At 54.0% G+C, this 19,894-nt stretch carries 21 protein-coding genes and 1 pseudogene; 8 read left to right on the top strand and 14 right to left on the bottom strand.

Features of this window, described 5'->3' with window-relative positions; all coding sequences use genetic code 11:
- Positions 1-195: 195 nt before the first annotated feature.
- Together SynSYN20_RS09910 and cbbX are read left to right on the top strand one after the other, a co-directional pair.
- Positions 196-447: a 4a-hydroxytetrahydrobiopterin dehydratase gene (locus tag SynSYN20_RS09910; protein WP_186523406.1), complete on the top strand. Its 252-nt coding sequence runs from the start codon at positions 196-198 to the stop codon at positions 445-447.
- Positions 431-1,354: pseudogene (cbbX, locus tag SynSYN20_RS09905) on the top strand (CbbX protein). The gene SynSYN20_RS09910 and the pseudogene cbbX overlap by 17 nt, the downstream one beginning before the upstream one ends.
- A 4-nt stretch (positions 1,355-1,358) precedes the next feature.
- Here cbbX and SynSYN20_RS09900 read toward each other — a convergent pair.
- Together SynSYN20_RS09900 and SynSYN20_RS09895 are read right to left on the bottom strand one after the other, a co-directional pair.
- Positions 1,359-1,583, bottom strand: coding sequence for a DUF3136 domain-containing protein (locus tag SynSYN20_RS09900; RefSeq protein ID WP_006853336.1), 225 nt, complete (start codon positions 1,581-1,583; stop codon positions 1,359-1,361).
- A gap of 71 nt (positions 1,584-1,654) precedes the next feature.
- On the bottom strand, positions 1,655-2,053 hold the full coding sequence (locus tag SynSYN20_RS09895) for a RidA family protein (RefSeq protein ID WP_186523405.1): 399 nt from the start codon (positions 2,051-2,053) through the stop codon (positions 1,655-1,657).
- Here SynSYN20_RS09895 and SynSYN20_RS09890 point away from each other — a divergent pair.
- Positions 2,052-3,173, top strand: a complete 1,122-nt coding sequence (locus tag SynSYN20_RS09890) for an ABC transporter ATP-binding protein (protein WP_186523403.1) — start codon at positions 2,052-2,054, stop codon at positions 3,171-3,173. The genes SynSYN20_RS09895 and SynSYN20_RS09890 overlap by 2 nt on opposite strands.
- 5 nt (positions 3,174-3,178) lie before the next feature.
- On the opposite strand, the gene gloB is transcribed toward SynSYN20_RS09890, so the two are convergent.
- Positions 3,179-3,943 (bottom strand): hydroxyacylglutathione hydrolase, encoded by a 765-nt coding sequence (gene gloB, locus SynSYN20_RS09885; RefSeq protein WP_186523401.1) that lies wholly within the window; start codon positions 3,941-3,943, stop codon positions 3,179-3,181.
- 29 nt (positions 3,944-3,972) lie between these two features.
- Between gloB and hisG the strand changes: the two genes are divergently transcribed.
- Both hisG and SynSYN20_RS09875 read left to right on the top strand, forming a co-directional pair.
- Positions 3,973-4,626 carry an ATP phosphoribosyltransferase gene (hisG, locus tag SynSYN20_RS09880; protein WP_186523396.1) on the top strand — a complete coding sequence of 218 codons (654 nt, stop codon included), beginning with the start codon at positions 3,973-3,975 and terminating at the stop codon, positions 4,624-4,626.
- A complete protein-coding gene (locus SynSYN20_RS09875) occupies positions 4,626-6,488 on the top strand; it encodes an ABC transporter ATP-binding protein (protein WP_186523389.1) in 1,863 nt (620 codons plus the stop codon). The genes hisG and SynSYN20_RS09875 overlap by 1 nt, the downstream gene beginning before the upstream one ends.
- Here the strand turns inward: SynSYN20_RS09875 and SynSYN20_RS09870 are convergent.
- Positions 6,461-7,207, bottom strand: a complete 747-nt coding sequence (locus tag SynSYN20_RS09870; RefSeq protein ID WP_186523388.1) for an alpha/beta fold hydrolase — start codon at positions 7,205-7,207, stop codon at positions 6,461-6,463. The two genes, SynSYN20_RS09875 and SynSYN20_RS09870, sit on opposite strands and share 28 nt — an antisense overlap.
- A gap of 36 nt (positions 7,208-7,243) precedes the next feature.
- On the opposite strand from SynSYN20_RS09870, the gene SynSYN20_RS09865 reads away from it, so the two are divergent.
- Entirely contained in the window at positions 7,244-7,747 is a 504-nt protein-coding gene (locus SynSYN20_RS09865; protein WP_186523387.1) for a GNAT family N-acetyltransferase, read from the top strand.
- Here the strand turns inward: SynSYN20_RS09865 and SynSYN20_RS09860 are convergent.
- Genes SynSYN20_RS09860 through SynSYN20_RS09850 form a run of 3 tightly spaced genes read right to left on the bottom strand, consistent with a single transcriptional unit; the run spans position 7,717 to position 10,261 of the window.
- Positions 7,717-8,472 (bottom strand): TIGR04283 family arsenosugar biosynthesis glycosyltransferase, encoded by a 756-nt coding sequence (locus SynSYN20_RS09860; protein ID WP_186523386.1) that lies wholly within the window; start codon positions 8,470-8,472, stop codon positions 7,717-7,719. The two genes, SynSYN20_RS09865 and SynSYN20_RS09860, sit on opposite strands and share 31 nt — an antisense overlap.
- The gene (locus SynSYN20_RS09855) at positions 8,469-9,107 is read right to left on the bottom strand and encodes a TIGR04282 family arsenosugar biosynthesis glycosyltransferase (RefSeq protein ID WP_186523380.1); all 639 of its coding nucleotides are present in this window, start codon (positions 9,105-9,107) and stop codon (positions 8,469-8,471) included. Before SynSYN20_RS09855 ends, SynSYN20_RS09860 begins: the two co-directional genes overlap by 4 nt.
- A complete protein-coding gene (locus tag SynSYN20_RS09850; RefSeq protein ID WP_186523375.1) occupies positions 9,104-10,261 on the bottom strand; it encodes a trypsin-like peptidase domain-containing protein in 1,158 nt (385 codons plus the stop codon). The genes SynSYN20_RS09855 and SynSYN20_RS09850 overlap by 4 nt, the downstream gene beginning before the upstream one ends.
- A gap of 86 nt (positions 10,262-10,347) precedes the next feature.
- Between SynSYN20_RS09850 and dnaA the strand changes: the two genes are divergently transcribed.
- The gene (gene dnaA, locus SynSYN20_RS09845) at positions 10,348-11,745 is read left to right on the top strand and encodes a chromosomal replication initiator protein DnaA (RefSeq protein ID WP_186523373.1); all 1,398 of its coding nucleotides are present in this window, start codon (positions 10,348-10,350) and stop codon (positions 11,743-11,745) included.
- A gap of 3 nt (positions 11,746-11,748) precedes the next feature.
- Here dnaA and SynSYN20_RS09840 read toward each other — a convergent pair whose 3' ends face one another.
- Entirely contained in the window at positions 11,749-12,435 is a 687-nt protein-coding gene (locus SynSYN20_RS09840; RefSeq protein ID WP_370586732.1) for a ParB-like protein, read from the bottom strand.
- 119 nt (positions 12,436-12,554) lie between these two features.
- Here SynSYN20_RS09840 and gorA point away from each other — a divergent pair, with 119 nt between their 5' ends.
- Complete coding sequence (gene gorA, locus SynSYN20_RS09835; RefSeq protein ID WP_186523372.1) at positions 12,555-13,916, top strand: glutathione-disulfide reductase; 1,362 nt, start codon at positions 12,555-12,557, stop codon at positions 13,914-13,916.
- A 22-nt stretch (positions 13,917-13,938) separates the two neighbouring features.
- Here the strand turns inward: gorA and SynSYN20_RS09830 are convergent, their stop codons facing one another.
- From SynSYN20_RS09830 to SynSYN20_RS09805, 6 genes are read right to left on the bottom strand one after another with little or no spacing between them, the layout of a single operon-like run.
- Complete coding sequence (locus tag SynSYN20_RS09830; protein WP_186523371.1) at positions 13,939-15,456, bottom strand: GMC oxidoreductase; 1,518 nt, start codon at positions 15,454-15,456, stop codon at positions 13,939-13,941.
- Between the two features lie 44 nt (positions 15,457-15,500).
- Positions 15,501-16,106: a heme-copper oxidase subunit III gene (locus SynSYN20_RS09825; protein WP_186523370.1), complete on the bottom strand. Its 606-nt coding sequence runs from the start codon at positions 16,104-16,106 to the stop codon at positions 15,501-15,503.
- A 4-nt stretch (positions 16,107-16,110) separates the two neighbouring features.
- The gene (locus SynSYN20_RS09820) at positions 16,111-17,799 is read right to left on the bottom strand and encodes a cbb3-type cytochrome c oxidase subunit I (protein WP_186523369.1); all 1,689 of its coding nucleotides are present in this window, start codon (positions 17,797-17,799) and stop codon (positions 16,111-16,113) included.
- A gap of 5 nt (positions 17,800-17,804) precedes the next feature.
- Entirely contained in the window at positions 17,805-18,752 is a 948-nt protein-coding gene (locus SynSYN20_RS09815) for a cytochrome c oxidase subunit II (protein ID WP_186523368.1), read from the bottom strand.
- Positions 18,749-19,369, bottom strand: a complete 621-nt coding sequence (locus SynSYN20_RS09810) for a DUF2231 domain-containing protein (protein ID WP_186523367.1) — start codon at positions 19,367-19,369, stop codon at positions 18,749-18,751. Before SynSYN20_RS09810 ends, SynSYN20_RS09815 begins: the two co-directional genes overlap by 4 nt.
- Positions 19,366-19,875: a DUF2231 domain-containing protein gene (locus tag SynSYN20_RS09805; RefSeq protein WP_186523366.1), complete on the bottom strand. Its 510-nt coding sequence runs from the start codon at positions 19,873-19,875 to the stop codon at positions 19,366-19,368. The genes SynSYN20_RS09810 and SynSYN20_RS09805 overlap by 4 nt, the downstream gene beginning before the upstream one ends.
- Positions 19,876-19,894 lie beyond the last annotated feature (19 nt).

Below are 19,894 nucleotides of genomic sequence, written 5' to 3'. Positions count from 1 at the left end.
AGCCTCGCTGGAACATACGCATCTGTTTTGCTGTTATCAAGCCGATGATGATCTGGATTTTTGACTTCAATCCTCTTTTGGTTGAGATGATTGATTTTTGATTTTCCTGTCAGTTGTAAGTTGAGCTTTAAGATTAATTTGTTAGGTTATCGGACCGCTCTCTACTAGGTTTGTAGGTGATGAAGGGATTGTCTTATGGACCAATGGCATGAGCGCAAAAGGCCAGTTTGCCTCGAGCGCCGATTTGAGTTTGAAAGCTACAGTGACACACGTGATTTTCTTGATCGTCTCGGCGATTTCAGCGAAGCGAAACAGAGATTTCCTGATATTAGTTTTGGCCGAACCTATGTGAACATCACTCTGCGCCCAGAGTCTGAGGGCGATGATAGTCAGCTCAGCGATGATGATCGTAGCTTCGCTTTAGAGATTGATGCCCTCTTCTGTTGATCTGGCGGCTGCTTATGCCGAGTCAGGCGTTGCGGAGGTTCTTGACCAGCTTGACCAGGAGCTCATTGGTTTGCTGCCAGTGAAGACGCGCATTCGTGAAATCGCGGCTTTGCTTCTGGTGGATCGTGCCCGTCAACAGTTGGATTTGCAAAGCACTGCTCCCGGACTACATATGTCGTTTACTGGAAGACCAGGGACGGGGAAGACCACGGTCGCTAAACGAATTTCGCAAATTCTTTATCGGCTTGGCTATTTGCGAAAGGGGCATGTTGTTACTGTGACTCGAGATGATCTTGTGGGTCAATATGTTGGTCATACTGCTCCTAAGACTCGTGAGATGATCAAGCGTTCTCTGGGTGGTGTTCTATTCATTGATGAAGCCTATTATCTCTATAAGTCTGATAACGAACGTGACTATGGGGCCGAAGCGATTGAAATACTCCTGCAAGATATGGAGAATCAGCGATCAGATTTTGTGGTGATTTTCGCTGGTTATAAGGATCGTATGGCCAGTTTTTACTAATCCAATCCGGGGCTTTCCTCGCGAGTGGCTCATCACATCGACTTTCCTGATTACAGCGAAGATGAGCTCATGGGGATTGCCCTTTTGTTGCTCACTCAGCAGGATTACCACTTCAGCGAATCAGCGCATGATGCCTTCAGCCTTTACATCAAGAGGAGATGTCAGTTGCCACACTTTGCGAATGCTCGTTCCATTCGCAATGCCCTTGATCGTCTGAGGCTTCGTCAAGCCAATCGGTTATTTTCTCGCCTCGATCAATCTCTTAGTCGTGATGATCTGACCACCATCGAAGCAGAAGATGTTTTTGCAAGTCGCGTGTTCCAGGGTGAGATTGAGGGTCGCGATCCTTCTCAGCCCTTGACAAAGATTTCGGGTTCTCCTTGAGCCGTCAGTGCTTGGGTTGATCCAGATCCCGCCGAATCAATGCCAACAAATAGGACGGTGCTTTGTAGCGACCTGGAAGGCAGCGATTCAGTGTTTCCAGGTGCCCCCAGCACACGGTTCGTTCAATGTCCTTAATGCTTCGCCCCTCTTTGAGAAGTCTCCGGAGGGCTTTGCAGTACAGGGGGTAGCCCGCTTCGAGTTCGCCAATGGTCAGCTTGGCTTGGGCCATGGGGTCTCTCAGCATCGTCTCAACCCAAGAAACCGTGAGCCCCCCCCTCTTGTGGAGGGCCCATTCCATGCTCAGTTCAACCAGGCAATGCAATCAATTTCTACTTTTGAGCCTTTTGGCAATGCTGCAACCTGAACGCAAGCTCTGGCAGGGCTAACTCCATCACCAAACACCTCGGCATAAATGGCATTGACGGCTTGAAAATCACCAAGATCCACCAGAAACACTGTGGTGCGCACGACTTTTGAGGGGTCGGTGCCGGCCTCTTGAAGAACAGCTTTTAAGTTGCTCAGCACTTGGCGGGTCTCAGCCTCCACATTTCCGTCTCCCACCATCGCTCCAGTTGCAGGATCAAGCGGAATTTGTCCGGAGCAATACAGCCAACCACCGGCGATCACAGCCTGGTTGTAAGGCCCCACCGGAGCTGGTGCCTCTTGGGTGATGACAGCCTTAAGTGGGGTGGATGACATGGTTACGGCTCAGAATGAAATCTCATTTTCGCGTTCCGTGTTGATGGAGTCGTGGCCGGTTGAGCTTGAGGGTCTCTGGCACCGCTATGGCGGCGCAGATGAAGCTTGGATTTTGAAAGACATCAATCTTCAGTTGAAGACGGGTGAGCTTGTGGGTTTGCTGGGGCCATCAGGCTGCGGAAAAACCACGCTTTTGCGTTTGATCGCTGGTTTTGAACATCCCAGCCAGGGCGTGGTTCGACTGCATGGGAATGACGTCGCGTCGTCGCGCTTGCGCCTCGCTCCAGAGCGCCGTGGCGTGGGCATGGTCTTTCAGGACTACGCCCTCTTTCCCCATCTCAACGCTTGGGAGAACACATGCTTTGGCCTTCGTCGTGGACAGGACACCAGCCGCGCCTCATGGTTGCTCGAACTTTTGGGGCTGACCGATCTCAAAGGACGCTACCCGCATGAATTATCGGGGGGGCAACGTCAGCGTTTGGCTCTCGCAAGGGCTCTCGCGCCTGCGCCCTCTGTTTTGTTGCTGGACGAACCCTTCTCCAACCTTGATGTTGAAGTGCGTTTGCGCTTGCGCAGTGAGCTACCAGGAGTGCTCAGTGCGTGCGGGGCCAGCGGTTTGTTGGTGACCCACGACCCGGAGGAGGCCCTTGCGATCTGCGGGCGGGTTGCCATTCTTCGTGACGGTCAACTTCATCAATGCGCTACTCCCCGTGAGCTCGTGGAAGTCCCGGCAACACCCTTTGTGGGCCGGTTTGTGCTTCAACGCAATGTGCTCCCGGTTTGGAGGGACGGATCCACGTTGTTGTGCCGTTGTTTGCTTGGTGATCTGGAGATTCCAGAAGGGCAGCGGTCTATGGCGCTTCCTGATGACGCCACCGTTTTAGTTGATCCGGCATTGATCGATTTGGCTCCTGATCCTGCAGGAGATGCCTATGTGATGGGGCGGGAGTTTTTGGGTCGCTCCTGGCTGTATCGCATTCAGATTGGAGATCAGCAGTTGCGGCTCATCAGGCCTCTTGCTGAAGACCATCAGAGGGGATTGCGCTGCAAGCTTTCTTTGCAACAAAACAGTGAGGTTCTGCTCCATCCTCAGTGCTTATCACTTCAAGTTTTGAATTGATGTGATCAACCTCTCCAATTGTCTTTGTGTTGACGCAGACGTCCCAATTGTTCGGCGCTGGTTGCCCGTAAGAACAAATTGGAGCGCCACTCCTCGGCAATGCTGCTGGGAAGGGTTAGGGAACCTGACCGACGTTTCGCCTGAACCTCCTGCAGTCGGTTTGTGATGAGGGCATCGTTAGGCACCTGTTGCGCGGCCCAGCGAAGATTTCCCTCGGTGTATTCGTGAGCGCAGCAGACCAAGGTGTCTGGAGGCAGGGACCCCAGCCTTTGTAGAGCGCGGTGCATGTCAGCAGGGGTTCCCTCAAAGAGCCGTCCACATCCGCCGCTGAACATGGTGTCGCCGCAGAACAACGCACTGGTTCGAGAGGTTGAGGACGCTCCCTCTGGCAACCAGTAAGCAATGTGAGCTCGGGTATGGGCATGCACATCCATAACCCTTACGGGCCTGCCCAGGAGCTCAATGGCGTCACCGTCGTGGACGGACAGCGTTTGAAATGGGATGCGCTCTAGGTCGTCCGCAGCGGCCACGACTTCAGCTGATGACCAGCGTTGAAGAAGTCCAGGGGTGCCGCCGATATGGTCGGAGTGGTGATGGGTCTGAAGCACTGCGACGAGCTGCAGCCCACGCGTGTCGAGCCAGTCGATGATGGGTTCAGAGACGGCAGGATCGATGACGATGGCCTGATTGCCATGCACCCAAACCCAGACGATGTTGTCGCTGAGGACGGCTACTGGGTGGATGCCATCAATCGTGGAGGCCATCGCCATCGTTAAAGTTCTGCTCGACGCTTGATTCCATGATCACTGTTGCCCTAGCCAAGGGAGCACTTCTGAAAAATTCAGTGGCCCGCTTTGCGGCGGCCGGGCTCGACTTTTCTGCAGTTCTCGACCCCGATAACAGGCAACTGATGGTTCCATCCGCATGTGGTCGAGCCAGAGCTTTGCTTGTGAGGAACGGAGATGTTCCTGTCTACGTGGCCTATGGGCAAGCTCAACTTGGAGTGGTTGGGTACGACGTTTTGCGGGAGCACCAGATGCCTGTCGCGCAATTGGTTGACCTGGGCTTTGGAGGGTGCCGTATGGCAGTGGCTGTGAAGGCAAGCAGTGGATATCAGCGGGCGACGGATCTTCCTCCCCATTGCCGAGTGGCAAGCAAATTCACCCGCTGTGCACGCGACTACTTCGATGCCATCGATTTGCCTGTGGAACTTGTCCACCTCACGGGTTCAGTGGAGCTAGGTCCGATTACCGGGATCGCTGAAGCGATTGTTGATTTGGTGGCTACGGGCAGGACGCTCCGCGATAACGGGTTAGTTGCAATCGAAGATCTTTTTCAAACCACGGCTCGTTTGGTGGGTCACCCCCTGTCATTGCGCCTTGATCAAGGCGATCTGCGCCAGATCGTTGAGGCGATGCGATCTACAACACCAATGTCCAAGGTGACCAGCTGATGGCTGGTTCCGATTTTCAGCGGGTTAAGCGGCTTGGTCGTTACTTAGGTCGAGATCGACGACGACTCACGCTCACGTTGGTGCTGCTCATTCCAGTGGCTGTTGCCGGCGCGATTCAGCCGCTGTTGGTTGGGCAGGCGATTGCCGTTTTGCGCCGTGTTGGAGGGGCCGCCAACGAGTCGGTGATTCCTCTTTTTCAGGGTCTCGACAGCACGGTTGCGATCAGACTGATCATCCTGATGCTGTTGGGATCGGTTCTGGTTCGCTTGGCTCTTCAGGGAGTTCAGTCGTTCAATATTCAAGCCGTCGGCCAGCGGCTCACCGCTCGCATTCGCAAGGATTTGTTTGCCCATGCGATGAGTTTGTCTCTGCGGTTTCATGACCGCATGCCTGTGGGCAAGCTGCTGACTCGCCTCACCAGCGATGTGGATGCATTAGCCGAGGTGTTTGGAAGCGGTGCCGTTGGTGTGCTCGGAGATCTCGTCAGTTTGCTGGTGATTGCGGTTTCGATGCTGCTGATCGAGTGGCGTTTGGGTTTGTTGTTGCTCGTGACCCAACTGCCCGTCACCTTCGTGATTGTTTGGCTTCAGAGGCGCTATCGAAAGGCCAACTATCGAGTGAGAGAGGAGCTTTCTCAACTCAACGCTGATTTTCAGGAGAACCTCCAAGGTCTTGAGGTTGTGCAGATGTTTCGCCGTGAAGCCGTCAATGGAGATCGGTTTCAGAGAACCGGTTTGGCGTATCGAAGTGCAGTGAATGGCACGATTTTTTTTGACAGCAGCATCTCTGCCTTTTTGGAGTGGGTGTCTTTAGGCGCCGTTGCCCTCGTTCTTGCGCTTGGCGGATGGATGGTCACATCAGGAGCGATGGGCCTTGGCACGCTCACAACCTTCATTCTCTACTCACAGCGCCTGTTTGACCCCCTTCGCCAAATGGCTGAGCGGTTTACCCAGATCCAAGGAGGACTCACTGCTGTGGAACGGATTGGCGAGCTCCTGGAGGAGCCTCTCGAGATTGTTGACCATGGTGCTGCCAGCGGTTCAACCTTTGATTCGAGAGGTGGATCCACGGTTGCTTCCACGGTTGGTCCCACGCTCCTCCAGAACGCTTCATCTTCACCAGCTCGTGGTGAAGTGATTTTTGAAGACGTGGACTTTGCTTACCGAAAAGATGAGCCGATCCTGCGCGATCTCAGTTTCCGGATTGCACCTGGTGAGCATGTTGCTCTTGTTGGACCCACCGGATCTGGCAAGACCACGGTGATTCGGCTCCTCTGCCGGTTGTATGAGCCCCAGCGTGGACGAATCCTGCTGGATGGCCAGGACATCCGTAGCTTGCCTTTGCAAGAGCTGCGTCGTCAGCTGGGTGTGGTGCTTCAAGACACTTTTCTTTTTAGTGGAACGGTGGCCGACAATTTGCGGTTGGATCGGCCCCTCGATGACCAGAAACTGCAGGAGGTTTGCCGTGATCTCGGACTTGATCCCCTGCTCGGTCGATTGCCTGAAGGTTTGGATACCGCATTGAGAGAGCGGGGAGGGAATCTCAGCTCTGGGGAAAGACAGCTGTTAGCCGTGGCCAGGGTGGCGATTCGCAACCCAACGGTCCTGGTGATGGATGAAGCGACTGCGTTTATGGACCCTTCAACGGAAGCCACCCTGCAGCGTGACCTAGATCGTCTCCTTAACCGGCGCACGGCAGTGGTGATTGCCCACCGGCTTGCCACCGTTGAGGCGGCTGACAGGATTTTGGTGCTTCGTCGAGGGAGCTTGATCGAGCAGGGCACTCATCTTCAGTTGCGTGCCAGTGGTGGTTTGTACGCCGAACTTGCCGATCTTCAGGAGCGAGGACTCGCCAGGCTTTGATCGATGAGCCAGTGATGGATCGTTTGTGCCAGTAGGTCGGGATGGCTCTGCATGGCCAGATGTCCGCACTGTTTGAGTTCTTTTAGGCAGTGCTTGTCGCTGTATTCGGCAAGATGTTGCACATAGCCGGGTTCCATCACGCGGTCCTGCTCACCGCTAATCCATAGGTTTTTAGCCTCCAGATCTGCAACCAGGTTTGGAATCTGTTTGACAGCTCCTCGCGTGGTGCTGTTCACCAGCAGACCCAGTGCCGCGCGTTGCTCCGCTTGAAATGGCCCCAACTGGCCGATGGGCCCTGGAAGTGAGGTGGGACGGAGTTTCAGAATCAATTGCCCTCCAAACCTGAGGCGTCGAAACGGTCTGGGTTGGTAGATCCCACCTCCGGCCGCCAACATCACAAGACCCGAGAGAGGCTGATCCCACTGTCGACGTAGATAGGTTTCTGCATGCAGGGCAATGCTTCCTCCTAGTGAGTGACCCATCAACACCACGCGGTGGCCCTTGGCTTGAGCTCGAATCTGCTCCGCAAGCCATTGGCCATAGGACGCCAAGGTTGGTCGAAGCTGAGGAGGGCGAGACTCCAGTCCAAATCCTGGTAAATCAGGACACCACAAAGGGATAGAGGTGCCTAAGCGTGTCCAGCTTTCTTCAAACGGTGCCCAGACCTTGCGGCTGAGCATCCAACCGTGTACGGCGATCAGCAGCAGATCAGAGGTCATCGGTGCGTCAGGATTAAGGCATCGTCGCAGGACAGGGTGACTAGTACTCCCTCTCTCACCCAAGAGATTTTGTTGCATTCCTACGGGAAAGAGGCTCGGATCTGTGAAACGGCCAATACCAAGCTAAGCCTGGTATTCAGCCAGTCTCGTCCAATGGATTTAGTTGAGCTGGAACAGCTCTTAGAGGCGGTGGGGTGGAGTCGCAGGCCAGTTCGGCGCGTTCGCAAGGCCCTCGATAACAGCTTGCTCAGGGTGGGGTTATGGCGCCATGACCCACGCATTCCACGCCTTGTGGGTTTCGCACGCTGCACTGGAGATGGTGTTCTTGAAGCCACGGTTTGGGATGTGGCCGTTCACCCCTTGTATCAAGGTGCTGGGCTTGGTCGTCAGTTGATGGATTACATCCTCGATGCACTAACAGAGATGGGAACGGAGCGCGCCACGCTGTTCGCCGATCCAGGGGTGCTGCCCTTTTATGACCGTCTTGGTTGGGACCTAGAGCCCAATGGTCACCGTTGTGGTTTTTGGTATTCCAATTGAATTGTTGAAAAGGGCTTTCCGTAGTAATCAGCTGCCAAGCGTGCTGGAGATTCCCCACGTCGCCAGCGATGCCGCAACCAGGCATTTTCAAGGCTGCGGCGCAGCACGCCTCCCCGCTGCCAGCGCCGGCCATCCGTGGTGATCGCCAGGCCAAGGGGACGTAAGCGTGTGAGTTGGTTAAGTCGCTGTACGAACTCAAGATCCTCCATTAACGGCAAGGCTGCGTATCCACCACTGCGCTCATACAGAGACCTATGGAGCAGGAGGCCCTGATCTCCGTAGGGTTGTTGGCACCAGCGACTACGAAGAGCGATCACCCCTTCCAGCAGGCGTCGGGCTGGAGTGCTGGGGTGAATGTGTAAGTCAAAAAACCATGCGAATCGTTGTGCATCGGGATGCTGAATCCGACGCAGCACGCTGCTGCACCAGTGTCTTGGCAGACGGCTATCGGCATGGAGAAAAAGGAGCCATTTGCCTTGGTTTTGCTGGATGGAGTGCTGGGCACCTGCAACCAGTTGCTTGCCTCGCCCAGGTGGATGCTCCGTGATGAAGCGTCCACCAGCGAGAGCGCTGATGCGATGGCTGTGATCGTTGCTGCCACCATCCACCACCGTGATCTCGATCGGAAGAGGCCAGCGCTGCAGGTCAGCGAGGAGAAGTGGAAGACGCTCCGCCTCATTAAGGCAGGGAATCACCACGCTGAGCATGAGCGGGTCAGTGCTCATCGCTGCCATGAATGGAGATCAGCAAGACAATCAATGTCGTTTTTCATGCTGAGTAGATGGGGTGTGAGACCCAGCCCCCGAGCGCGAGCGCAAGTGATGTCCAACACCTTGTTGCTTCCCCATGGCACGGCCGCAAAGAGTGCATCGAGCTGTTGCTGCGTTAATGCAGCGCCCAGCCCCAGCAACCAATACCCACCGTCTGCGGAGGGGCCCAGCACCAAGGATTGGTTTTGGAGCGTTTGGATCGCATGGCGCAGATCGTTTTGGCAAAGATCTGCAAGATCGGTTCCGATCACGATCACAGGCTTGTTCTGCTGCCTGAAGCGCGCGCGGTGAATCTGACGGAGCATGCGAGCCCCAAGCGATCCCCGTCCCTGATCCACGAGGGTGCAGGGCGGTAAGGAGGGCAGACAGCGTTGGGCTGATCGCAGACTCACGCCGCTCATTGCCACCTGCACATCCACGTCACCCTGCTCGTGGAGTGCTTCAGAAACAGCGAAGGTATGGGCGGTGAGGCGTTGCTGAATGATGGCCGCCTGCTCGCTTCCGATGTCGACGGCCAAGCGACGCTTGCAGCGACCGCTAGCTGGCCAGCGAGCCATCACAACGAGTGTTGGGATGGGTGATTGAATCATCTTTGGCGTGATAGCTCCTCAGGTGTGACATCCAGGGTTTGCTGTTCCCCAGCTCGTTCCACAATCAGCGGCATGACCTGACCCACCTGTCCTCGGTCAACGGCCAGCTGCACTTCAGAGGGGTCGTTGACGGCGGAGCCATTCACGTTGCGGATTAAATCACAAGGCTCAATACCAGCCTTGGCTGCGGGGCTGCCCTCCACCACTTCAATCACGAGCACGCCGTTGAGCTCGGGCACGGTGCAAAGGTTGCTCGTGGCGTTGATTTCTTTGGCCAATTGGGGGGTCAGGCTCTGCAGTCGTACACCGATATAGGGGTGGGAGGCCTGACCATTGCTGATGATTTGTTGGGCAATGCGCTTGGCCAAGTTGATCGGGATGGCAAAACTCAGTCCTGCGCCAGGTGCTTGGCGAATCGCTGTGTTGATGCCGATCACTTGCCCGGCGGCGTTAATGAGGGGACCACCGCTGTTGCCTGGGTTTACTGCAGCGTCGGTTTGGATGTAGGGGACACGCTGGCCTTCTCCTACGGCATTGGTCCGATCCACAGCACTGATAATGCCCGCTGTGACCGTGTTGTTGAGCCCAAGCGGATTGCCGATCGCGATGGCCCATTCACCGGGTTTTAGGTCGTTTGAGTTTCCAAGGGGTGCGACAGGTAGCTTTTCAGCTACGACTCTCACCACCGCCACATCCGTTAAGGGGTCGCCGCCAAGAACGCGTCCACTGAAGCTGCGACCGTCAGGCAAGGTGACGGCCACTTTGTCCGCGCCTTCCACCACGTGCGCATTCGTGAAAATCAGGCCGTCAGAGCGTGTGATGAATCCTGAACCTTGACCGGCTTGTTTTTGGGTGGTTGGCCCACCTCCAAACAGGTTGCCTAGTGGATTGGATACCCGTTTCACGGTGTCGATGCGTACGACTGACGGACCAACCCGTTCAACGGCTTGCACGATCACGTTGCGACCAGGTTGTAAAGGGGCCGAACGAGGCCCATCACTCACTTCGGGAAGGGTTGCGGGTGCCTTCGCTTCTGGCTCTAAGCCAAGCCGTTGACGCAAGGATGATCCACACCCTCCCATCGTCAAGCTGACGATTCCGATCCCGATCCAGGGCAGGGATCGTGCCAGGGCGCGGGAGACGGCAGCTGCCATGAACAGAAACGTGTTGAAACTGGTTTCATTAAAGACGGGCCACTCGGCATAAGGCGCGTAGATTCGTCATTCGCAGAAGGTGGGATGTGGTGCTGACGGGCAGTGAGCTCTGGAACAAGGTGCAGCACGCTCTTCAGAGCAACCTCAGCAAGCCCACCTTTGAAACGTGGATTCGTCCTGCGCGCTGTAACTCCTTCCAAGATCGGAGGCTGACCCTGCAGGCTCCCAATCGTTTCGCTAGCAATTGGCTGCGTAAGAACTACGTCAACACCATTGCTGAAATGGCGCAGGAGATCACCGGTCATCCGATCGAGGTGATCGTGCTTGCTCAAGACGATGAAGATGGGGCGTCTGGGTCGACTCTCGAGGCTCGGGTGTCGCCTTCCAGCCAGCAGGCTTTGGCACCAACGACGGCTGGAGTCGCTGCCCCGCCGAGCACCGCTCCCCGTCGGCTCCCCGGCTTGAACATGCGCTATGTGTTCAATCGTTTTGTCGTTGGCCCCAACAGTCGGATGGCGCATGCGGCTGCTTTGGCAGTAGCCGAGGCCCCAGGTCGTGAATTCAATCCGCTATTCATTTGTGGAGGTGTGGGCCTAGGCAAGACCCATCTAATGCAGGCGATTGGTCATTACCGCCTAGAGATTGATCCTGAAGCGCGCGTGTTTTATGTGTCGACGGAAACGTTTACGAATGATCTGATTGCTGCGATTCGTAAGGACGGTATGCAGGCTTTCCGAGACCGTTATCGGGCCGCGGATCTCATCTTGGTTGATGACATTCAATTCATCGAAGGGAAGGAATACACCCAAGAAGAGTTCTTCCATACGTTCAATGCTTTGCACGACGCAGGGCGACAGATTGTGATTGCGAGTGATCGGCCTCCTAGCCAAATTCCTCGGCTGCAGGAGCGATTAATTTCTCGCTTCTCGATGGGATTAATCGCGGATATCCAGGCCCCTGATCTGGAAACACGAATGGCGATTCTTCAGAAAAAAGCTGAGCAAGAACGCGTTGCTCTTCCTCGCGACTTAATTCAATACATCTCTGGCCGCTTTACCTCCAATATTCGTGAACTTGAGGGAGCGCTCACTCGGGCTGTTGCGTTTTCTTCGATCACAGGAATTCCGATGACCGTTGAATCGGTCGCGCCGATGCTTGATCCCAGTGGCCAAGGTGTTGATGTCACACCGCAGCAAGTGATTGAAAAGGTGTCTGAGGTGTTCGACGTCACGGCAGAAGATATGCGCAGCAGCAGCCGACGGCGGGCGGTGAGTCAGGCTCGTCAGGTGGGGATGTTCTTGATGCGGCAAGGCACAGATTTGAGCTTGCCGAGAATCGGCGACACCTTCGGAGGTAAGGATCACACCACCGTGATTTATGCCATTGAACAAGTGGAAAAGAAGCTGGCTACTGATCCGCAACTAGCGAGTCAGGTGCAAAGGGTGAAGGATCTTTTGCAAATCGACTCTCGCCGTCGTCGCTAGGAATCATGAGGCATCACTGCCTTTCCAACCTGCCAAGTGGGATGCCGCTGATGAGCGAGCCAGCCTGCGCGCTGCAGGTAGGGCTGGATCCAAATGTTTTGAGCTAAAGGGAGGCATGGGCCTCGTTCGCAACCAGAGGCCCCAACGAAACTCGTGATAAGGAATCAAGGGCTGTGGCTTGATTACTCCCTCCTGCTTCAGTTTCCAAACAAGGCTGCGGTAAGGATCATCCTGAAGGCCAAGCAATGTGGCGGGCAGGTCTTTCGCTGGCCACGGGCCATTGCCTCTGCCGTCTTGAAGATAGAGCCAACCCTTGTTGTGTAGAGCCTGGAGAGCCTCCTCCCTGGTGCTAGTGGTTAGGTCGTCGATCACGTAGCCGTAAGTCGTAATCGTTGGAACCAGTTCGAGCAAGGCTCGGAGGCGGTGATGTCGATCCACCATCCAAAGGTGTCCAAGCTGATTGCGTACCAATGGCACTGGCTTGCGATTGAGATACCGGCGACGTTCTTCGGGACTTTCCTCACGGAAATCACGTTGCCGGTTCCATACCTCAGCCATCCCCACACACATCTGTGTGGGCTGAAGGTCAGCAACGGCCACCTCAAAAAGCTTGAGCCCTTTGTTGTGATCAGGTATTGGGGCGTAATCAGGAAGATGCAGAGGGCAGGCCTCAACGCTGCATCCATCCACTATGCCGAGGTTGAGTTGTGAATTGACTCGCTGATCACTCCTGAGCTGACTTGGCTCTGATTGTTGGTGTACTCGTGCATCGAAGGCAGCGGGCAAAATGTGAGAAAACAGTGAACCCCATGGAACAAATCTTTGATCTTGTGGTTCTCGGTGCTGGGTCTGGAGGCTTAGCTGCTGCCAAACGTGCTGCCCGTTATGGAGCCAAGGTGGCGATTGTTGAAGGAGATCGCGTTGGCGGTACCTGTGTCATTCGTGGTTGCGTGCCGAAAAAGCTGTTGGTGTACGGCTCTCTTCTCTCCGAACAACTCGAGGGTGCGTCGAGTTATGGCGTGAGTGTTGCGGGGGCAACGTTTGATACGTCTGTGCTTTTGCGCAATGTGCGTCACGAGGTGGATCGCCTCAATGCACTTCATATCGATTTTTTGGCCAAAGCTGGAGTGGAGTTGATCACAGGTTGGGGCCGTTTTCTTGACCCGCATCGCATTGGTGTGTCTAGGGCGCGCGAGGGCGAGATCGATCAGGTGCTGCAGGCCAAGCGGGTGATGATTGCAGTGGGTGGGCGCCCTTTTCGGCCGAACATTCCAGGGGCCGAGCTGGCTTGGGTCAGCGATGACATGTTTTTGCAGCAGCGATTCCCAAACCAGGTTGTAGTGGTGGGAGCTGGGTTTATTGCTTGTGAATTTGCTGGCATCCTGCGAGGCCTTGGTGTTGCGGTGACCCAATTGGTGCGTGGCGAACAGCTTTTGCGTGGGTTTGACAGCGAACTATCAGGAGTTGTGCAGGAGGGCATGCAGGAGAAAGGCATCGACCTGCGCTTTGGACAAGGCCTTGCTGCGATTGAGGGTCAATCAAACGATTTGACTGTCGTGACCAAGAGCGGTGATCGGCTGCCGTGTGGTGGGGTCCTGTTGGCGACGGGGCGTCAACCATTCCTTTCAGGCCTGGGTCTCGACGCTGCTGGCGTGGATGTCGAGGGGCATCGAATCCCAGTTGATGCCGATCAAGTCACCAACCTCCCCCATATTTTTGCCGTAGGAGATGTGACGGATCGCATTTGCTTGACCCCTGTCGCGGTGGATGAGGGGCGTGCTTTTGCAGACAGTGTGTTTGGAAGCACTCCTCGGCAGGTCAATCACAACTTGGTGGCAAGTGCTGTGTTCAGTCAGCCGGAGCTAGCCACAGTGGGATTATCAGAGGAGGCAGCGATTGCCAAGCTTGGTGCGGATCAGGTTGTGGTTCATCGCGCGCGTTTTCGCTCCATGGCTCAGGCGTTGCCTCAACACGGTCCCCGTTGCTTGTTGAAGCTGGTCTTGGAAGTGAGCAGCGGGAAGGTGCTCGGATGTCACATGGTTGGTGAGCATGCGGCAGAAATTATCCAGATGGCTGCTATCGCCGTGGGAATGGGGGCGACCAAGGCCGATTTCGATCGCACGATGGCCTTGCACCCGACGGTTTCAGAGGAGTTTGTGACGATGGCTTGATCCCCTGAGGCCTTGTTTTGGGTCAGGTCATGCGCTGGCTGAGAGTGTCGGCTAATCGCAGGGCTAAGGCGATGGTGGTCAGACCCGGCCCCACGCTGGGACAGCTAGGAAACACACTTGAGTCGGCGATATAAAGATTGTCGAGTTCATGGCACTTCCCTGATGGGTCGACGACAGAGGCCGCTGGATCGGTGCCCATGCAACAGGTGCCGCATGCATAGCCCACAACGCTTAAGGGTGCTTCGCCCCTTGGGTGGGTTGGTGCGGTACTCACCACCCGAGTCAGTGGGTCGGCTTCGATCGCTTTGAGGGTGTCAATCCAGCGATAGACCAGTCGATCATGGGCTTCGCGATTGTTATGGATGTAGTTGATGCGGATCTGATCGTTACTTAGCCACACTTTGTTGTGGGTGTCGGGCAAAACCTCAGACATGGCCCACCAAGCCACCGATCGGGACGCCAGTCGCTCCAGTCCAAAATCAGGAATCATTTTGGTGACAAGGGACAGCACTGGCGGTGACTCTGCAAATAGGGCGTCCTGCAAGACACCTCCTGCGGCTTGAATGTGGCCCAGCGGGAACGAGACGTTTTTGTCTCCCCAGTAATAGTCATTGATTCCAAGCGATCGGGCATAGCGTCCGTCGTTGCGTTCGGTTGCGAGCTGCAGGATGGAGGTGAGTTGCAGATTCATCAGGTTGCGACCGACCTGGTCGGACCCATTACTGAGGCCTCGGGGGTGATGGTTGGAATGCGATCGCAGCAGGATGGCCGGAGAGTTGATGGCTCCTGCGGCCAGCACGATGAGATCCGCCTTGAACAGCCATGCTTCACCGGCTACGTCAACTTCCACCCCCTTTACGCAGCTGCCGAGAGGATTTAAGTGCAAACGCTTCACTGCGGCTTGCGTTCGGATTTCCAGTTTGGAAGGATCGGCATTGTCGATGCCATACAGCTGAGAATCTCCACTTGGATCTTCCTGGCTGTTGGACCAGCTCAGAGGTAGGTCATAGGGCTGACATCCATGGCGTTTGAGCGCTTCTCGCAGGGGCTCAAGAAAAGGAACCAGTGGTTTTGGCTCATGCTCAAAAGGGGAAGAGCGTGTTGGTTCAGTGGGGTCGATTCCTGAGCGACCATGCACTCGGTACAACTTTTCAGCTGCTGAGTAATAAGGAGAGAGCTGGTTGTAGTTGATGGGCCAGGACGGTGAAACCCCTTCTTGAAGGGGGACTTCATCAAAATCCTGTTCGCGCATGCGTTCCAGCACTGCACCCCAGATTTTTGTGTTGCCGCCGAGGGAGTAGGTGGTTTGTGGTGCGAATGGATCACCGTCAGGCCCAAACCAGCGCTCATTTTTTGGGTGGTAACGATCTTTCCGGAATAGATCCACATCGGCCACATTTTGATCTTCGAGAGCCATGGCCTCTCCTCGCTCAAGCATCAGCACCGAGTGACCCTTTCGGCTCAGGGCACCGGCAAGGGTTCCACCACCGGCACCACTGCCGATGATGATCACGTCGTAATGGCTGTCGTCGATGATCATGATGGAAAGATTGAGGGCAGATCAGATCTGAAAACTCGGATGGATCAGGTCGTGCGTTGCCAGACGTAAATCAAAAGGTAAAGAATGATCCAAATAACATCAACAAAATGCCAGAAAAGACTTACTGATGTGACGCCCATATCCCCCTTCTCATAATTATTTGGCCTGAAAGATCGAATCAGCATCAACCCCATTAACAGAATGCCTGTGATGACATGCAGGCCGTGAAATCCTGTTAAAAGAAAAAATGTACCACCAAAGACTCCACTGCTAAGGCCGAATTGAAGTTCGGACCATTCCACATATTGTCCATAGACAAAGTATGCTCCCATGGCCATCGTGAGAAGCCACAAGGCTCGAAAGCCCCAAAGGTTTTTCTGATGCAAATAGCGTTCTGCAAAATAGGCTACAAAGCTTGAACTGACCAGCACGATTGTGTTGATCAAAGGCATGCGTGTTTCTAGCCCCTCAACACCTTCAGGAAGCCACTCTGGAGCGGTGGTTTTTAAAAGCGCAAAGCCAATAAAAAAGGCTAGAAAAATAATACTTTCTGAACATAAGAAAATGATAAAACCTGTGAGGTTGTGCCCATCGTGCTTGATGTGACCGGGTTGGTGATTGAGCGGTAAGTCGGGATTGGTTGTGGTCATTGCTTCAGGCCTCCATAGAGCGATGGACGTAGAAGTCTTGGTCTTCGACTAAGGGTTTGCCCAAGCCATAGCCGTAGGGTTCGCTGATAACGGTTGGGACATCGTCTTCGAAGTTTTCGGCTGGAGGAGGGGAAGGTAACAACCACTCCAAGCCAATAGCATTCCAGGGATTGGCAGGTGCTTTCGGTCCTCTGGCCCAGGAGCTCACAATGTTGAGAATGAAGGGAATGGAGGCCACGCCCAGCATGAATGCCCCAATGCTTGCAATCACGTTCCAGATGGCAAATTCCGGGTCATAAGAAGCCACTCGTCTTGGCATGCCCAGTAATCCTGCCCAATGCAAGGGCAACCAATTCAGTGTGGCGCCAATAAATGTCAATACAAAGTGAACTTTGCCCAGCCCTTCGTAATACATGCGTCCCGTAAATTTAGGAAACCAGTGGTAAATTCCTGCGAAAATACCAAAGCCAATGGTATTGAAAATGATGTAGTGGAAATGAGCGACTACGAAATAAGTATTGCCTACGTGGATGTCAATGGGTGCGGTGCCAAGCATGACCCCAGTAATCCCTCCAAAGATGAAATTTATAAGTCCGCCAAGCACAAATAGCATGGGTGTACTGAGCCGTATTTTTCCTCCCCATAGAGTTCCCAACCAGGCAAAGACTTTAACCCCAGTGGGAACAGCAATCAACATGGTGGTCACCATGAAAAGATTTCGCATCCACTGTGGTGTTCCGGAATAGAACATATGGTGAACCCAAACAATGAGCCCCAAGAAAGTGATGATAAATGAAGCAAGGGCAACAAATTTGTAGCCGAAGAGGGGTTTGCGCGAATAAACCGTAATCACTTCCGAAAAAATACCGAAAACGGGAAGCACCATCACATAAACTGCTGGATGTGAATAGAACCAGAAAAAGTGTTGATAGAGAACGGGATCACCGCCTCCTTCTGGACGGAAGAAGCTCGTTCCAAAGCTGAGATCAAATAGCAGCATGATGGCTCCACCTGTTAATGCGGGGAGTCCAATCAGTTGCAGCGTTTGAGCAGCCCATGCGGTCCAGATGAAAACGGGCATCCGGAAATAGCCCATCCCAGGAGCTCGCATGCGAATGATTGTGGTAACGAAATTAACCGCTCCCATAATCGATGAAACACCGGATAAAGCGACGGCGAGGATCCATAGAAATTGACCGTTAATGAAATGGCCTAAGGGGTTCTGGATGCTCACAGGCGGGTAGGACCACCATCCTGAGGACGCAGGGCCACCGGGTACAAAAAAGCTGGCCAAAAGAACGATGGCAAACACTGGCACCAACCAAAATGCTGCTGCATTCAGTTTTGGGAAGGCCATGTCGGGTGCGCCGATCATGGTTGGAATCAACAAATTGTTGAATCCATTCAGGACGGGAAATAGAAAGAGAAACAGCATGATTGTTCCATGCATGGTGTAGAGCCCGTTGTAAACAGAGGGGTCCACTAAATCGGCGGGAGGTGTAATCAATTCTCCGCGCATCACCATGGCTAATAATCCACCTATGAGAAGGAAGATCAGAGCTAGGCACATGTACTGGATTCCGATCACTTTGGCATCGGTGTTGAATGTGAAAAATCTCTTCCAGTTGTCTGGTGCTCCTGGAACCGGATGTTGTGTTTTAAGGATGCGTGGATCGTATTTGGTACTAGTCATTCGTGTCAGGCTTCGTGGGGATCGTCAGGGTTGCCGGGATCGTTGACCATCGGAGGTGGTGCAGGTGGAACTGTTGCCCAACCTTTGTTTCCTTTGGAGAGCCTTTTTTGGTATTGAACTGTTCCCGGACTCAATCCAGGAACCAGTGGTTTCTCATTTGTGGATTGAAGCCAATTTGAGTAATCGTCTTTGGATTGGACGATGACATGGGTTTGATTGTCAGAGAAGTAAGCACCGCTGAAGTGGGCATCACGAAGGCGATAGCGGCCTTCTCTCGTTGGGGTGATGCTGTAAGAAATGACGCTTCCCGGAATGATGTCTTGCTTGAGCCGGAATGCTGGGATGTAGAAACTGTGGATTACATCTTTTGATGTGAGTAAGAAATTTGCGCGTTGATTAATTGGTAAATGCAATTCCGAACTTCGTACACCATTTGGATAGACGAATTCCCAATTCCATTGCCTTGAAATTACTTCGATCGGACCTACCTCGCTCAGTCCATCGAGACTGGCAACCGTTTTTGCTGACTGATTAACAGCCATGTCGTATTTATTCTTAGGTCCCAGTGTGTCGAGTTTTCCATTCACATCAATGGAGTAGATGGCTAGAGCCATCACGATGATGAATGGAATGACAGTCCAGATAATTTCGAGCTTGGTGTTTCCTTCGATTGGAAGTCCATCGCTCTCATCATATTTCTCCGCACGATTCGCAATGACCGACCACAAGATGAAGCCGACGCAACCGTTGAATAGAAACGCACCTATCCCTACTTCTAGGGAGAAGAGCCCATCAACATAGGGAGCTGCCGTAGAGGCAGCCACAGGTAGCCACGAAAATGACCATTGTGCAATTTGAAGACTGGCAAGCAGATTCAGTCCCACAAGACTGAGCAAGATAAGTATCAACCTGAGCGATAGACCTTTCTTTGGTTTAGGGGTTGTGGATGTCATGGCAACACTTGTCTTAGGTCCGTCCCTGAAGCAAGCAGCTGATCGGCTGTGATATGAACACCAAATTCACTCGCAAGCCAGGCGCCAAGGCTTCCATGCACGCCCATGGCCAGGAGCACTACGGCTCCGCATCCCAGATAGAGCCAGCTCACCTGGCGACCGTAATCTTTACGCCATAAAAATCTCTGAAATCCCCGCCAGATGGTCATCACCACAATGATGAGCAGCAGTGCGACCCCTCCGATCGCGTGCCACAACATGGTGTCGATTGCATTTTGGCCGATGATGCTGCGAATTCCTGGCAGTGGAACGGCCAAGAGCATTTCGTAAAAGCCAGCTGCAACAGTGAAAAAGGTGATCACGCTGCAAGCGAGAACGTTGTACCAGCCAACATCGTGAAAACCGCTTCGTGTTGCGGGTAGTGCCAGGAAACGAAAAACTCGTTTCTCTAGGGGGTAAAAGGCTCCGGCAAAATCAAAGGCAATCCCGATGGCAAACAGGCCAATGGTGAAGTGCACCAAATTGGGATGGATCGGGATTGAGTAAGGGAGATTATTCGCCCCAAGCTGGTCCGCAATTTCATTTACCGGCGAGAGAATCGTGCTGATTACATTCATGACAGTGCTCCACTACGGACTGCTTCCACCACCGGGACCGTATGGAGGCCGTATACCCAAACGAGTTTGTCGCCTAGGTAAACCTGGCAGAACACCAGCACTGCAAGAACGGCGTCAATAATCAGAAATCCTCGCGGCAGCACGGTGGGGTCTTTTTGTCTTGCGACGTATCGCCACCCCGTCAGGAGGCTGAGAATCGCGGCGAGCGACCAGCCAAGCGTGCTGTGGTAATTCAAAATGTCTCTTGAAGCTCCATAAGGAGTGGCTAAGCCCGCTTCAATCTGCCCAAAGATGATGGCCACAAAGATGGCCACGGTCGCCACCAACAAGTTCCAGAAGCTCACCTCAAACAGGTTGCGCTGCCGTGTGAGCACTCCAATCAGGTCAAAGACCACCGTGATCAGCGCCATGGCAATCACGAAATGAACCACGATTGGATGGATGACATCCAGCCAGGGGAGATTCTTGTCGTTGAGCGGGGGGAGCAGCAGCCCAATCATCGGCATGCCGATCGTGCTCTTTAAG

The sequence above is a fragment of the Synechococcus sp. SYN20 genome (assembly GCF_014279555.1).
Taxonomy (GTDB): Bacteria; Cyanobacteriota; Cyanobacteriia; order PCC-6307; family Cyanobiaceae; genus Synechococcus_C.
This window is presented reverse-complemented; position numbering and strand designations above follow the sequence as displayed.